This is a genomic window from Pseudomonas sp. E102 (assembly GCF_052660185.1).
The window spans coordinates 1,695,996-1,710,734 of sequence record NZ_CP084025.1; the positions used below are offsets into that span (position 1 = coordinate 1,695,996).

Consider the following 14,739-nt stretch of genomic DNA (forward strand, 5'->3'; position numbering starts at 1 on the left):
GGGATAAATCCCCTCGCCACAGAAAGCGGTGCTATCCCGGCTATTTGGGATAAAGCGGTGGCAAGCTGGAGTCACCCGCCGCGTCCGGCGTTCCCTCGAGCGGCGGAATGGCGCGGATGGCGCGCCACAGGTCTTCGCCTTGCCAATATTGGCCGGTTTCGCTGTAGAGGGCGCCGTTCAAGCCGTCGAGGGCATCGGACAGCGGCACGAAACGCGCCGCCATGTCGGCCAGGGTCTCCGGTTGCTGCCGGGCCCAGGCGTCCAATGCCTGGCGAGTAGCGTGCGAGTCGTTGGCCAGGCAGGCACGCTTGAGGTCATCGAGCAGGGTGCGCGGGCTTGGCCCGGCCTGGGTCGAGCGCAGGACGGCGGGTTGCCAGCGGGCGCGCCACCACAGGCCGAAACCGAGCAGCGTCGTACACGCAAGAATGAGCGTACTCAACTGCCAATACCAAAGTGTCTCGCTGTCGACGGTCGTGACGATCTGCGCAGTGCCCGCCGGCGTGTCGACCATCAAGCTTGGATTATTCGCCACTTGCAGCGTGCGCGCGGGCAGGCTGGTGCGGTCCAGGTGATCTTCCAGCGTGTTCCACCAGACCACTTCAACCGGCGGCAGCTCGATAGTGCCGCTGCGGTTGGGTACCAGTGCCTCGCGGTCTTCGCGGCTGCCCACCAGGCCACGTTCGCTGTTGCGGCTGCTCAGCACCGGCTGGTCGGGGTAACGGCGCAGGCCGTTGATTTCGGTAGCAGGCAGTGGCGGCAATTGGGCGCTGGTCAGACCCTCGGCTTCCAGGGTCAAGCTGCGGGTCAATGAGTCGCCGACCTGGCTGTGGGTCGGTTCCGGGCTCCAGCTTTCGCTCAAGGACAGACTGCGGGCCGGCAGCCAGGGAAGGTCGGCCGGGTAGCTGGCGGGTTTTGGCTTGACGGTCAGCAGCAACTGCGTGGAGCTTACGCGCATCAGTCGGCCGGGCTTGGCGACGGGCGATGCGCCGCCCTGGGCGGTGGGTTCGACCAGCGTGGCGCTGAAGGTCTGTGCCGGGACCGCCAGCTCGCCGCTGCGCTGCGGATAAATGCCATAACGCAGTTCGATAACGCCGTGGCGCACGTCATTGATGACTTTCTCGTAGGTGCGCGATTCGCCCAGTTGCTCGGTGCGCGCATCGGGGATGTGCAAGGGTGTCAGGCTGCTGTCATCGTAGAGCGACACCGAATGGTAGATGCGCAAGGTCAGGATCGCCTGGGCCTGCACGTACACTTCGGCCTGGTCGAGGCTGGCTTCGATGAACACCGGTGCGAGGGTGCCGGAAGCGTTGCGGGTTTCGCTTTCGATCACCTGCAACGTGATCGGCTGGCTGGTCACTTCCCCCAATTTCAGGGCCGGGATCACCACGGTGCCGCTCTGGCGGGGAAGCAGTGTGACGATCCAACGGGTCGTGGCACGATTCTCGCCGTCGAGGGTGGTCAGTTGGTTGACCTGGCGGGTGCCTCGTACGTCGAACAATTCCTGGAGTGGGCTCAGATCGGGTTTGCCGAACAGCGTGGCGTCGTTGGATTCCAGCGTCAGTTCCACGGTCTCCCCCGAATTCAGGCGGCTGCGATCCACGCTGGCAGTCAACTGCGCAGCCTGGATCCCGGCAGTCCAGAGCAGCAAGGCGAGGAGGTAGACGGTGAAGCGGGTCATTGATCTTTTTCCTGGGCCTGGTGGCTTTGCTGTTCATACCAGAATTTACGCCTGAGCAGCTCACCCGGGTTGTCCGGGATCTGGCGCAGCCATTGTTCCAGCGCCTGGCGTTGTTCTTCTTCGTTGCGTTGACCCGCGGCCGGGCGAAGCGGCGGGGTGGTGGTCTGCTCGTCGGGCAACTCGCTGCCCGGCACATCCTGGGCGCCGGGCGGTGGGGCCTCGGACGCCTGGGAGTCGTCCGGCGTGGCTGTCGCTTCGGAGGAGGGGTGGCCCTGCTCGGACGACTGGCTGGGCCTGTCGGTCTCCTGCGGTTGCTCCGAGGGAGGCGGTTCCTGGTTTTCGGCAGGTTCGGGCTCGTCCGGTGGCGCAGTCTGTTCTTTGAGCAGGCTTTCCACCAGGGCTTTGTTGGTCTGCGCCGGACGCAGGTCCGGTTGCAACTCCAAAGCCTGCTCATAGGCATCGATCGCCGCCTCCAGATCACCGCTGCGGGCCAGTGCATTGCCGCGATTGTAGTGGGAGCGGGCGTCGTTGCCTTCGGCGAATCGCCGAGCCGCTTCGCTGTACTCGCCGGCTTCGTAGAGGGCGACGCCTTGCCATTGCCTGTCCTCGAAACGGGCGGCGGCCTCGGCCGGGCGTTTTTGCTTGAGCAGGTGCTGGCCTTGCTGGTCGGGACGCAACCACAAATCCTGGAATTCGAAGGCATGGCCCGTTTGCGGCAGGACGAACAGCAGCGGCAGGCAGAAAAGCCAGCCGCGCCGCCCCGCGCACGCCGCCAGTAGCAACAGCGGCAGAAGCAGCCAATAACCCTGGTCAGCCCAAGTGTCCAGGCGCAATGTCTGGCCATCGCTGCGCAGTTGGCGCGGTGCGTCCATCAGGCCCAGGCCGCGCAGGTCGCTGTCGTCCACATGCGTGGGGCGGTAACGGCCGTCCAGCTCATTGACGAACGACTTGAGGCTCGGACTGTCCAGGCGCGGCACGAGGATAGCGCCCTGGGCGTCCTTGAGGTAACTGCCGTCGTCCTGGGCCACCGGCGCGCCTTCGCGGGTGCCAATGCCCAGCATCAGCAAGCGGGTGGCGGAACCGTCCAGGACCTGGCGAATGCCCATGCGTTCCTGCTCGTTCAGCGACGAAGCGATCAGCAGGATACGCCCGTGGCCGAGCCCGGCCTGGTTCAGCAGGGCCATGGCCTTGTTGACGGCAAGGTCGGCGCGGTGGCCGCCTTGGGGCATGATCGATGGCGCCAGGGCTTCGAGCAGGTTGGCGCTGGTGGCCAGGTCATCGGACAGCGGCACCAGGGTGTGGGCACTGCCGGCGTAGACGATGATCGCGGTCTGGGCGTCGCTGCGGTTGTGCAGCACGTCCAGTATTTTGCGACGGGCTTGTTCCAAACGCGTGGGCGGGACGTCAGTGGCAAGCATCTCCGGGGTCAGTTCGAGGATAACCACCAGCGGATCGGCGGGTTTCTGGCTGGTCTGTTCGACCCGTGTCCAGCTGGGGCCAAGCAAGGCCAGCACCATCAGCAGCCAGCCCAGGCCCAGGGCAATCCAGGGCAGTTTGCTTTCACTTCCGCTGCCGCCGCTGAGCAGCACCCCATGGAATGCCGGGGGCAGGATCATCTGCCAACGGCCCACCCGTTTCTGCCGATGCCACAGTTGCCAGAGCAGCCAGCCCAGCAAGGGCAGCAGCAGGATGAAACCGGGGCGCAGCCAGTGCGGCCAGAGCGCGATCATCGGCGCCTCCGCAGTCGCAGGCGCTTGAGCCGCTGGCGCCATTCGGAAGGGTGCGCGGGTTGAAACAGCGGCTGGGTGAACAGGCGCTGCAATGGATTGTCCGGCCAGCGCTCCCGTGCCACCAGCAACATACTCAACACCAGTGCGACGGCTAGCGGCCACTGATACAGCGCGTGGGCCGGGCGGGCCTGGGTCGGTTGCTGGGACACCGGTTCGAGCTGGTCAAGCGTTGTCTTGATCGCCTGCAGTTGCTCGCCGTCTTCGGCCCGGAAATACTGGCCGCCGGTCACCTGGGCGATTTCTCGGAGTGTCGCTTCGTCGAGGTCCAGGCTCGGGTTGACGCCCAGGAACCCGGCGGTGCCACTTTGTTCCGGATCGGCGCCCACGCCGATCGGATAGATTTTCACGTTTTCATCGGCAGCCAACCGCGCGGCGGTCAGCGGGTCGATCTCGCCGCCGTTGTTGGCGCCATCGGTCACCAGAATCAATACTCGGCTCTGCGCCGGGCGTTGACGCAGGCGCTTGAGGGCCAGCCCGATGGCGTCGCCAATGGCGGTGTTTTTGCCGGCGATGCCTACGCGCGCTTCGTCGAGCCAGCGCCGCACGGTGTGGCGATCGAACGTCAGGGGCGCTTGCAGATACGCCTGGGTGCCAAACAGAATCAGGCCGACCCGGTCACCTTCGCGGCTTTCGAGGAAATCGCCGAGCGTGCGCTGGACCAACGCCAGACGGCTGACGTCTTCGTCCTTCCATTGCATGTCGGGAAAGTCCATCGACCCCGACACATCCACCGCCACCAGCAGGTCGCGACCGCTCGCGGCGATCGGCAACGGCTCGCCCAGCCACTGCGGGCGGGCGGCCGCGATCAACAACAGGAGCCAAAGCAGGATGAAGGGGGCCTGCTGGCGCCACGTCGGTAGATTGGCCCGGGCCCGGCGGCCCACCAACCCTTCGAGTTCATCGAGGAAGCTGACCTTGAGCGCCGGCTCGCCACTGTCTGCAGCCGACAGCACCAGGCGCATCAGCCAGGGCAGCGGCAACAGGACGAAGATCCACGGCCAGGCGAATTCAAACATGTTTGCGAATCCAGATTTCGACGGCTTGGGTCAGGCCGGCGATGGCTTTGTCATCAAGCTTGCATTCGGGTTTGTAGGCGCCCTCCACGAGAATCATCCATCGGGTCAGGCCGGCGGCCGGGCAGCGGTTATCGAGGAAGGCCAGCCATTTGCGCCCATTGAGTGTGTGGCTCTGGCTGTACGGATAGTGATTGCGGCACAAGCGCTTGAGCAGCCCGTTGAGTTGTTGCAACCAGGCGCCGGCCGGTGCGCCGTCGTAGGGCTTGGGCAGCAGCGCGAGCTCGGCCAGTGCGGCCAGACGCACCGGGTCCAGCGGTTGTTCGGCCCGGGCGCTGCTGCGTTTGATGGGGATGAATCGGCGTAACTGCCACAAGCCCAAGCCCAGCATCGGCAGTAACAACAGCAACAGCCACCAGCCCGGCGCGGGCGGCCAGAATCCGATGGGAGGCGGGGCCATCAGTGGCTGCAACTGATCCAGGCTGCTCATCGGGCTTTCCCCGGGCGCTTGGGATTCAGGTATTCACGCAGTTGTTCGACCATGTCGCCTTGAGTGCTCAAGGGGAGCATCAGGATCCGCAGCTTCTGGGCCAACATCTCCCAGCGCTCCAGCCGTGCTTCGGCCTTGGCGCGATAGGTCTGGCGTAACTCCAGGTTCAGCGTGTCGAGTTCCAGTTGCTCGCCGCCCTGGGCAAAACGCAGCAATCCGGCAGCGGGGAGGGCGTGATCCAGCGGGTCGGACAATGGCAACAGCAGCAGGTCGCAATGGCGCGAGAGAAGGGTCAGTTGCTGCTCGGCGCTGTCGGACAAGGCGCGCTCGTCGCAAATAATGATCGCCAGGCTGCCGGGGCGCAGCACCTCCCGGGCCCGGCGCAAGGCAACGCCGAAAGAGTCGCGGTCCGACTCGCCGTCGGGCTGGAGGGACTGATTAACCCGGACCAGACGGTTGAGCAATTGCAATAGGCTCTGCTTGCTGCGCCGTGGTTTGACTTCGTAATGGGCGTTGTTGCCGAACACCAGTCCGCCAACCCGGTCGTTGTGCCCCAGCGCGGCCCAGCCGATCAGGCTTGCGGCCCGAGCGGCCAGCACCGACTTGAAAATCAGCCCGGAGCCAAAGAACAGGCGGTGGCTCTGCTCGATCATGATGAAGATCGGCCGCTCGCGTTCTTCGTGGAACAGTTTGGTGTGGGGTTCCTGGGTCCGCGCGGTGACCCGCCAGTCGATGGTGCGCACGTCATCGCCGGCCTGGTAGACCCGCACCTGATCGAAATCCACCCCGCGCCCGCGCAGCTTGGAATGGTGCAGGCCGATCAGTGGGCTGCGCTGGCCAGGCGTGGAGAACAACTGCACTTCGCGCACGCGATGGCGCATCTCGATCAGCTCCGAAAGGCTGACGCGGATGCCCGGGACGGGCGCCAGTGGGTTATTCATTGTCGATACTCAAGCGACGGCGACGACGTCGAGAATCCGCTGCACGACCCGGTCCTGATCGATGCCGGCGGCTTCGGCCTCGAACGACAGGATGATGCGATGGCGCAGCACGTCGAACAGCACGGCCTGGATGTCCTCCGGGCTGACGAAGTCGCGCCCGGCCAGCCAGGCGTGGGCGCGGGCGCAGCGATCCAGGGCAATCGAGCCCCGTGGGCTGGCGCCGTAGGCGATCCACTCGGCCATTTCCGGATCGAACTTGGCCGGGTTGCGGGTGGCCATGATCAGTTGCACCAGGTATTCCTCCACGGCATCGGCCATGTACAACCCGAGGATTTCCTTGCGCGCCGAAAAGATCGCCTGCTGGCTGACGCGCCGCTCCGGCTTGGTCTCGCCGTTCAGTGCCTCGCCTCGGGCCTGTTGCAGGATGCGGCGTTCCACCGCAGCGTCGGGGAAACCCATCTTGACGTGCATCAGGAATCGGTCGAGTTGGGCTTCGGGCAGGGGGTAGGTGCCTTCCTGCTCGATCGGGTTCTGTGTCGCCATCACCAGGAACAGCGGCGATAGTTCATAGGTGCTGCGCCCGACGCTGACTTGCCGCTCGGCCATCGCTTCGAGCAAGGCGGACTGGACCTTGGCCGGGGCCCGGTTAATTTCATCCGCCAGCACCAGGTTGTGAAAGATCGGCCCTTGCTGGAACACGAAACTGCCGGTTTCCGGACGATAGATCTCAGTGCCCGTGATGTCGGCCGGCAACAGGTCGGGGGTGAACTGTATGCGATGGAACTGCGCTTCGATCCCCTCGGCCAGCTCCTTGATCGCCTTGGTCTTCGCCAGCCCTGGCGCGCCTTCCACCAGCATATGCCCATCGGCGAGCAAGGCGATGAGCAGGCGCTCGATGAGTTTTTCCTGGCCGAGAATCTGCGTAGAAAGAAAGGTTCGCAGCGCCAGCAGCGCTTCACGATGTTCCATCGATGACTGTTCCTGGAAAGGGTGGCCCAGGCGTTCGGATAACGCCGGGGCTGGGGGCGTTACTTTAATGCATGGCGGGGGGTGGCGACTAACGGGATTTTGATCGGCCGTGTGAATTGTGATCGGCTTGGAAACATTGGGGGGTGGGTTTGCTTGCCAAGAATCCCACCCGGACAGGCGCACTTACCCCGTGGCGAGGAAGCTTGCTCCCGCTTGAGTGCAACGCACTCTCAAAATGAAGGGGTGTTTATCCGGACGAAGGAGTGCTCTGGAACAGGCTACGTTGTCTTGCGCCATTGCCTACGACTGCGCCAGAATCCGCCGGCTTGTGCGCTTGGAAGGCAGGTTCTATCGTTTCCGGGTCGTTGAGGAATCAGCGATCGGGTTTGGTAGCCCGGTTTTCTGGCGCAGGTGCAGCCTGATATAGGGGGCTTTTCGTCCTCTGTTTTATGGTGGTCATGCGCAGGGCGTCCTTGGACGCGCCGGGTTGCCAGATAACCGGTCTACCAACCTTCGTATGGTCACCTCCCTTCGTTTGGTAGCGAGAGAGATGGCTCCAATTTTCTAATCTGGAGTTTCATCTATGTTCAAAGTAACGCCCAACCCACCGAACACCGATTCGTCCTCACCGCGCCCAAAAACCAAGTCCCAAAAACACGACGAAGTCACCGACCGAGTCCTCGACCATTACCTAAAACGCAAACCGGCCAAACCCGGAGCAGAACCTGCCCCCGGCCAACTCTTTACCGTCAACAAAGACATCGACACCGAAAGCTTGCTTGCCTACCTCAGCGAAACCCTGGCTTCGGCCAATGCCATGGCCAATGACTTGGCTTTCGACCTGGACGGTTCACGCCGGCATTTCCTCCTGGGCATTCAGCAACTGATCGAACTGGGCAGCCTGCTGGCGAACCGTGCACTGGACAACATCGAAACCCGTCAGCCGACATAACCCCGTGGCGAGGGAGCTTGCTCCCGCTGGGCTGCGCAGCAGCCCCAAACCGAGCCGGCGCGGTTCCCCATACACACCGCGCCCGCCGGGCCTGCGACTGCTGCGCAGCCGAACGGGAGCAAGCTCCTTCGCCACAAGGGACTTGTGTCATTCCTTAAATTTGGGCAAACGGCAAAACCTTGGGAGCGAGCCTGCTCCGGCGGCGATCCGACGATGACGGCAGCAGATCCAGCACCATATTTCGCTAGTTCTGCATCCGAATCTCATCCACCAGCAGCTTGATTGCTGGCCTGTCGATAAGATCCAGCCAGCGACCATCCTCCACGATTGCCCCGTCATGCATCACAATGACCCGGTCAAATCGATGCAGGTGGTCAATGTCATGGGTGACACATATCAACCCTTGCCCGGCAAAAACGTCGAATAACAGGTCCCATAGAGGCGTGGTCAGCCTGGGTTCGATGGATGCGCTTGGCTCGTCGAACATATTGAATTTTCCGGGTTTGTTGATAAGGCGCAGCAGTGATAGGCGTTTAGCTTCGCCTCCGGAGATATTCGATGCATTTTCGCTGACCTGCCGTGTTGTCACAATCTCATCCAGTTCCAATTGCCGTATGGCTCTAGACAACATCGGCGATGCGCTGCCTCCGAACAGAACCGATTGTTCAAAAGAACCCTCCAGAAATCGCGGTTGTTGGGGGCAGTATCTCAAGGCGTCCAAGTGGGCTTGGCCGGTCAAAAGTGAGACCGGTACCAAGTCGATGCTCAGTAGGTCTCGCTTTGATGCATCAAGCCCGGCGAGGACTTCCAGAAAAGTGGTTTTGCCTGCGCCGCTAGGGCCCGTAACGGCCACTGACTGCCCTTGAGCAAATGCCAGGGAGCGCTTGATCGACAGGCGAAGCGGTCCCGTTCCCGTCACTTCGCAGGGGCCGAGTTCCAAAACTGAGGAGCGCTGGGAATCAACCAAGGCCAGCCGATTGCTGCGATCGAAGTCCGGGAGTGATAGCAGACCCTGAAATTGACCCTGGTCTGCAAGGAACTGATCAAGAACACGATACCCGTCAGTCAAGGTTGAAATACTGAGCAGATAACTCCCCGCGATTGAAAAAATGGCAACCAACTGCCCGACACTGATACTGGGCTGACCCGAAAGCTGGTCCAAGACGCCCCAGTAGAGCAATCCCCCAGTGGAGAGGCTTACGAACAATATCTTGGCGGTGCTCAGCAGGCCGCCAGAGGATGCGGTAGTGACAGCAGCGCTGGCATAACGTCTGAACGCCGCGTTCAACGGGTGCAGGGCAGTAGGTATGGCACCTTCCAGCTTTATGTTTTTCCCCGCGTTGAGGGTGTTGTAGAGGTGTGCACTTAACTCATCTTCCTGTTCATTGACTGCATCGATGTGCTTTCTTCGCCATTTGATAATTTGGTGGGTGGTAGCCAGATAGATAACTCCGGATGCCGTCATGCTCAAAAAAATATCACCACCCCCTATGTAAACAAAAGCTCCCCCAACAACTATAAACTCCAGGAGTACGGGGAGCGCAATGGTTACAATGAAAGTGAGTAGTTGTTCGTGGGCAGTAATTCCGCGCTCGACCGATTTGATGAAATGACCGATTCTCCAAGAGTTAAATAACGAAAATTCTTTACCTATGAGTTCGGTGATCCACTCAATGGAGGCGCTCATGATAATGCCCTGTACCAGCTTGGACAGCGCATGGAGCTGCAGAGGCGTGATGATGGCATGAATACATCCCGCGACAATCAAGCCTGTCGTCATTGCAAGTAGAGTGCTCGATGCTGGATTGCTATTGTCTTGCAGGGTATCGATAATGGTTCCGAGTAACAGCGGGGGGGCAAGTGTGATGAGCTTGAGTGCGATAATTGTGATTACGGTTATTGCTAGAAGCTTGGCGTGTTTTTTATAGGCGGTTTTTATCATTGCTCGGATGCTGTGCATGTACTCGCTCCTGGTTGCTTTGCGTTCGATAATTCAACCGCGTAACACGTACTGAGGCACCACCAAGCGACCGTTTCTAATGATGTTGAAGCGCTCAAGTCCTGGGATATAGATCTGGGTGACGATGCTGTTGCCTGAGAAGCGGGCTACCGTTCGGTCGAGTATTTCATTCGTTTAATGGATAGTTTTTTTGCAGTCAGTGACGCGAAAAAATCGGCTTCCGTTGCGAGCAGATCTTTAGAAAGGCCTAATGCCTGCGGCAGGCCGAAAAAGGTATGATTTATTTCAGAGCGTTTCCTGCCCATATCGATTACTCCAATGTAATTAATGGGCGTCGCGATGCGAGCGCCCAACTTGCGTTTGTTCGCAAGTGATTAATTAATAGCATTGGGGTGATGTGAAGGCTATTGCGTGACTTCGGAGGCTGACGTAGGTTTGTTCTTGCCGTTGAGTAGGAGGGAGATGTAGGAATGTAGCTGCTTTGCTGGAAGTGCGGTTTCTCTCTACTGTTTTCGCCGTTTGGTATGTTTATATTATTTAAGGAAGGATCAAAAAGGATAATTCGGCAGCGGCGCTCTAAGGCGGGTGTGCCCGGAAAGGTTGTGTTGCGTGCACATCTAAATGAATACAGGTGCCATCGCGAACTTGCTTGCGATGGCACATTTTGAAGGCGGCAATGTCAGCGCTTCCACGCCCCCGGATTGACCAGGTTCGCTGGCCTTTCACCCGCCAGCGCCGCCAGCAGGTTCTCCACGGCACAACGCGCCATCGCTTCCCGGGTCTCGTGGGTGGCGGAGCCCATGTGCGGCGTCGCCACTACGTTGTCCATCTGCAACAGCGGCGATTCCGGGCCCAGGGGCTCGCGCTCGAAAACGTCCAGCCCGGCGCCACGGATCTGCCCGTTGCGCAAGGCGTCGATCATTGCCGCTTCGTCGACGACTTTGCCTCGGGAGATGTTGATGAAGATGCTGTCAGGGCGCATCTGCGCAAACGCCCGTGCATCGATCAGGTCTTCGGTTTCAGCGGTCAACGGCAAGGTCAGGCATATGAAGTCGGCCTGTTGCAGCAGCGTATCCAGATCGCAATAGCGCGCATTGAAACGCTGCTCCACCGCAGGCTTGGGCGAGTGACTGTGATAGAGCACCGGCATGCCGAAGCCAAAGTGCCCGCGCTGGGCCAGGGCTTCGCCGATGCGGCCCATGCCGACGATGCCTAGGGTCTTGCCGTGGACGTCGCTGCCGAAATGTCGGGGCCCGATGCTCTGTTGCCAACCGCCTGCGCGGACGAGGTTGGCCAGCTCCACCACGCGTCGGGCGGTTGCCAGAATCAAGGCGAAGCCGGTGTCGGCGGTGGTTTCGGTCAACACGTCCGGCGTATTGGTGAGCAGGATCCGGCGTTCGGTCAGGTAATCGATATCGTAATTGTCGACGCCCACCGAAACGCTGGCGATCGCCTCGAGATGCGGCGCCAGGTCCAGCAGCGACGGATCGAGCCTCAGGCTTGCGCCCAGCAGGGCATGGGCGCTGGGCAGGGCGGTGCGCAGTTGCGCCAGGCCCTGGGCATCGAGGTTTTCGATGAGGGTGACCTGGGCATGCGCCTGCAAGCGATCCATCAGTTGCGCTGAAAGTTTCTTGTACAACACCACGTGCTTTTTCATGGGGGTTCCCGATTCGTTAACGGACAGGCGCCGGATGGGGCGTCGCGGTTTTGGTCACGACCCGGTCGCTGGCGCCGGGTTTGAGGGCAAGGGTCAGCAACACCGACAGCAGCAGCGCGCCGCTCATCAACAGAAAGGACATGCCGGTGGAGCCGGTGGAACCGTTGAGGTAGCCCACCAGATAGGAGCCGCCGAACGAACCCAGCGCGCCCATGCTGTTAATCAGCGCCATGGCGCCACCCGCGACATTGGCCGGGAGAATCTCCGGAACGATGGCGAAAAACGGCCCGTAGGGCGCGTACATGCAGGCGCCGGCAATCACCAGCAAGGCATAGGACCACCAGAAGTGTTCAGCTCCGAGCAGATAGGAGGCGTAAAACGCGATGGAGGCGACCAGCAGCGGCGGCCAGACGAAACGCTTGCGTTTCTGGACCTTGTCCGACGCCCAGGACACGATCAGCATGGCGATCACTGCCGCCAGATAAGGCAGCGATGACAGCCATCCCGCCTCGACCATGTTCATCTTCAGGCCTGCCTTGAGGATCGACGGCAACCACAGCACGAACCCGTAGACGCCAATGCTCCAGAAAAAAAACTGCAACGCCAGGATGATCACTTTCGGCGAGCGGAAGGCCTCGGCATAGTTCTTCACGGCCTTGATACCGACCTGCTCGGCGGCCAGCACGCTTTCCAGGTCCTTCTTCTCCTGCTCGCTGAGCCACTTGGCCTGGGCTGGACGATCATCGGCCAGGCGCCACCAGACAAAAGCCCAGAGCACCGCCGGCAGGCCCTCGATGATGAACATCCAGCGCCAGTCGAATTGCTCGACGAGGTACCCCGAGACCACCGACATCCACAGCATGGTGACCGGGTTGCCAAGGATCAGGAAGGTGTTGGCCCGCGAGCGTTCGGCCCGGGTGAACCAATGGCAGAGATAGACCAGCATCGCCGGCATCACGGCGGCTTCCACCACGCCGAGCATGAAGCGGATCACGATCAGCCAATACGCATTGGAGACCACGCCCGTGAGGGTCGCCAGCGAGCCCCAGAGGATCAGGCTGACGAAGATCAACTTCTTCACGCTGTGCTTCTGCGCGTAGATCGCCCCAGGGACCTGGAAGAAAAAATAGCCGAGGAAAAACAGCGCGCCGAGCAACGAGGACAGCCCTGGCGTGATCATCAAGTCTTCGGCCATGCCCGAAGCCGCGGCGAAACCATAGTTGGCCCGGTCCAGGTAGGCCAGACTGTAGGTGATGAAGACGATGGGCATGATGTACCACCAGCGGCGGGTGGCGAGGTTGAGCGTTTGCATGTCGTTGACTCCTGAGCTTGTTGTTTTTATGCAGCAGGTGCGTTTAGCGGTGGATTCAATCGCGAGCGAGCTCGCTTCCACAGGGGTAACTCGAATCTTTGTGGGAGCGAGCTTGCTCGCGATGGGCGGTTTCAAATTCAGCCGACAATTCCAGGCGCGTCGGCAGCCCTTCCATGTCTCCACGGTTCTGCACCGCGCGGCTGCCAATCCAGTTCGCCCGCCGTACCGCCTCGGTGATGTCGCGGCCTTCGAGCAATGCGCTGATCAGGCCGACGGCGAAGCCATCCCCGGCGCCCACGGTGTCCACCACCCGGGCCACCGGCACGCCGGCGATGAATCCCTGGTCACGCGAGGTGCGGTAATAAGCGCCGTCCGGGCCGAGCTTGATCACCACGGCTTCGGCGCCCTGGTCCAGGTAGAACGCGGCGATGTCGGCCGGGTCGTCAAAACCGGTCAGCAACCGACCTTCACCGAGGCCGGGCAAGACCCAGTGGGCGAGGGCGGCGTGGCGATTGATCTCGCTGATCATCGTCGCTTCGCTGGACCACAGGCTCGGGCGCAGGTTGGGGTCGAACGACAGGCTGCGGCCGGCCTCGCGCATGCGGGTCATCAATTCGAAGGACATCGCCCGTGCAGTCACAGACAGCGCTGGCACGATACCGGTGGCATGCAAATGACGGGCGGCGAGCAATGGCGGTGCGATGGAGTCCACGGACAAGTGACTGGCCGCCGCACCACGCCGGAAATATTCGACTTGCGGGTCGCTGCCATCGTCGGTACGGGACTTGAGCTGGAACCCGGTGGGGTGCGCCGGATCAACCGCCACGTGACGGCAATCCAGGCCTTCCTTTTCCAGCGTCTGCACCACGAAACGGCCCAGGGAGTCGGCGCCGACCCGACTGAGCCACGCGACTTGAAAACCCAGCCGCGCCAAGCCGATGGCCACATTGCTGTCGGCCCCGGCGATGCGTTTGTGGAACTGGTTGACGGCCGCCAAGTCGCCGGTCTCGTCGGCCACCAGCATGGCCATGGTTTCACCGAACGACAGCACATCGATCTCAGACATGAGTGGCCTCCCGGCGCGATTGCCCCAGGCGGGACAGGGTGGCGACATGTTCAGCGGTCAGTTGCAGCAGGTCATCGCCTTCTAGCGGGTACTCGGCGGCGCGCATCACGCCGACCGGCATGTGCTTGAGCAATTGCTCCCACAGGTGCAGGTCGGTCGCGGCTGGCGGCACCGCGACCAGCTTGCCATCGGCGCGTCGGGCCACGGCCTTGCAATGCACATATGCCACGTGCCGTCCGAGTTGCCGGGCGGCCACGGTGGCTGATTGGTCCTGCCATTGCCAGTTGCCGATGTCGAAGGTCATGCCGATGGGTACCCCGCGTTCTTCCACCGCCGCGAAGAAGCGTTGCAAGGGCTCGATCCGCCCGCCTTGCAAGGTCTGGTCGTTTTCCACCAGCAGTTGCACCGGGCTTGCCGATAGGGCATCCGCCAGGGCTGATACATCGTGGGAGTCAGTGAAGTGGCCGAGGGAAACCTTCAGCCAAGCCGAGCCGAACGCTTCGCAACGTTGCAGGGTGGACGACAGGGCGGGATTGGGCCTGGGCTGGCCGGGGAGCCAGAGTTCGATCGGCGATGAAAAGATACTTTCCAACCCCTGGGCCCGCGCCCCAGCGGCCAGTTCGGCGGGTTGTTCGGTAGTGAGCAGCTCTTCGCGCCATTCGATGCGCGACGCGCCGGCGGCGGCCAGCAGGGCGATGAAGCTGCCTTGACCATGCTGGCGTACGAGGTCGGCGCCGTAACTGGAGAGGCTGATGGAAACGGCTGGTTTGGTCATTGTTGTTGTACCTCTGAAACCGGTTTCAGTTTTGGTCAAAAAAATTATGGAATGTGTTTGAGGGCCTCATCGCGAGCAGGCTCCCTCCCACAAGGGATCTTCAGTGCGACGCAAGTCCAGTGTGGGAGCGAGCCTG

Annotated in this window: 12 protein-coding genes; 1 reads left to right on the forward strand and 11 read right to left on the reverse strand. The window is 61.7% G+C overall.

Annotation, left to right across the window (positions count from 1 at the left end; all coding sequences use genetic code 11):
* Window positions 1-40: 40 nt before the first annotated feature.
* Genes DOCECA_RS07865 through DOCECA_RS07890 form a run of 6 tightly spaced genes read right to left on the reverse strand, consistent with a single transcriptional unit; the run spans window position 41 to window position 6,881 of the window.
* Complete coding sequence (locus tag DOCECA_RS07865) at window positions 41-1,678, reverse strand: BatD family protein (protein ID WP_445571707.1); 1,638 nt, start codon at window positions 1,676-1,678, stop codon at window positions 41-43.
* Entirely contained in the window at window positions 1,675-3,408 is a 1,734-nt protein-coding gene (locus DOCECA_RS07870) for a tetratricopeptide repeat protein (protein ID WP_445571708.1), read from the reverse strand. The genes DOCECA_RS07865 and DOCECA_RS07870 overlap by 4 nt, the downstream gene beginning before the upstream one ends.
* Window positions 3,405-4,484 (reverse strand): vWA domain-containing protein, encoded by a 1,080-nt coding sequence (locus DOCECA_RS07875; protein WP_445571709.1) that lies wholly within the window; start codon window positions 4,482-4,484, stop codon window positions 3,405-3,407. Before DOCECA_RS07875 ends, DOCECA_RS07870 begins: the two co-directional genes overlap by 4 nt.
* Window positions 4,477-4,971: a DUF4381 domain-containing protein gene (locus tag DOCECA_RS07880; protein ID WP_420766533.1), complete on the reverse strand. Its 495-nt coding sequence runs from the start codon at window positions 4,969-4,971 to the stop codon at window positions 4,477-4,479. Before DOCECA_RS07880 ends, DOCECA_RS07875 begins: the two co-directional genes overlap by 8 nt.
* A complete protein-coding gene (locus DOCECA_RS07885; protein WP_420766532.1) occupies window positions 4,968-5,912 on the reverse strand; it encodes a DUF58 domain-containing protein in 945 nt (314 codons plus the stop codon). Before DOCECA_RS07885 ends, DOCECA_RS07880 begins: the two co-directional genes overlap by 4 nt.
* A gap of 9 nt (window positions 5,913-5,921) precedes the next feature.
* The gene (locus tag DOCECA_RS07890; protein WP_420766531.1) at window positions 5,922-6,881 is read right to left on the reverse strand and encodes an AAA family ATPase; all 960 of its coding nucleotides are present in this window, start codon (window positions 6,879-6,881) and stop codon (window positions 5,922-5,924) included.
* 583 nt (window positions 6,882-7,464) lie between these two features.
* Between DOCECA_RS07890 and DOCECA_RS07895 the strand changes: the two genes are divergently transcribed.
* Window positions 7,465-7,833, forward strand: a complete 369-nt coding sequence (locus DOCECA_RS07895) for a DUF6124 family protein (protein WP_420766530.1) — start codon at window positions 7,465-7,467, stop codon at window positions 7,831-7,833.
* A 244-nt stretch (window positions 7,834-8,077) separates the two neighbouring features.
* On the opposite strand, the gene DOCECA_RS07900 is transcribed toward DOCECA_RS07895, so the two are convergent.
* From DOCECA_RS07900 to DOCECA_RS07920, 5 genes are all read right to left on the reverse strand, one after another.
* Entirely contained in the window at window positions 8,078-9,793 is a 1,716-nt protein-coding gene (locus DOCECA_RS07900; RefSeq protein WP_445571710.1) for an ATP-binding cassette domain-containing protein, read from the reverse strand.
* 679 nt (window positions 9,794-10,472) lie between these two features.
* A complete protein-coding gene (locus DOCECA_RS07905; protein ID WP_445571711.1) occupies window positions 10,473-11,450 on the reverse strand; it encodes a 2-hydroxyacid dehydrogenase in 978 nt (325 codons plus the stop codon).
* A gap of 16 nt (window positions 11,451-11,466) precedes the next feature.
* On the reverse strand, window positions 11,467-12,762 hold the full coding sequence (locus DOCECA_RS07910; protein WP_445571712.1) for an MFS transporter: 1,296 nt from the start codon (window positions 12,760-12,762) through the stop codon (window positions 11,467-11,469).
* Between the two features lie 55 nt (window positions 12,763-12,817).
* Window positions 12,818-13,828, reverse strand: coding sequence for a sugar kinase (locus DOCECA_RS07915; RefSeq protein WP_445571713.1), 1,011 nt, complete (start codon window positions 13,826-13,828; stop codon window positions 12,818-12,820).
* Window positions 13,821-14,603, reverse strand: coding sequence for a sugar phosphate isomerase/epimerase family protein (locus DOCECA_RS07920; RefSeq protein ID WP_434674943.1), 783 nt, complete (start codon window positions 14,601-14,603; stop codon window positions 13,821-13,823). Before DOCECA_RS07920 ends, DOCECA_RS07915 begins: the two co-directional genes overlap by 8 nt.
* Between the last annotated feature and the right edge of the window lie 136 nt (window positions 14,604-14,739).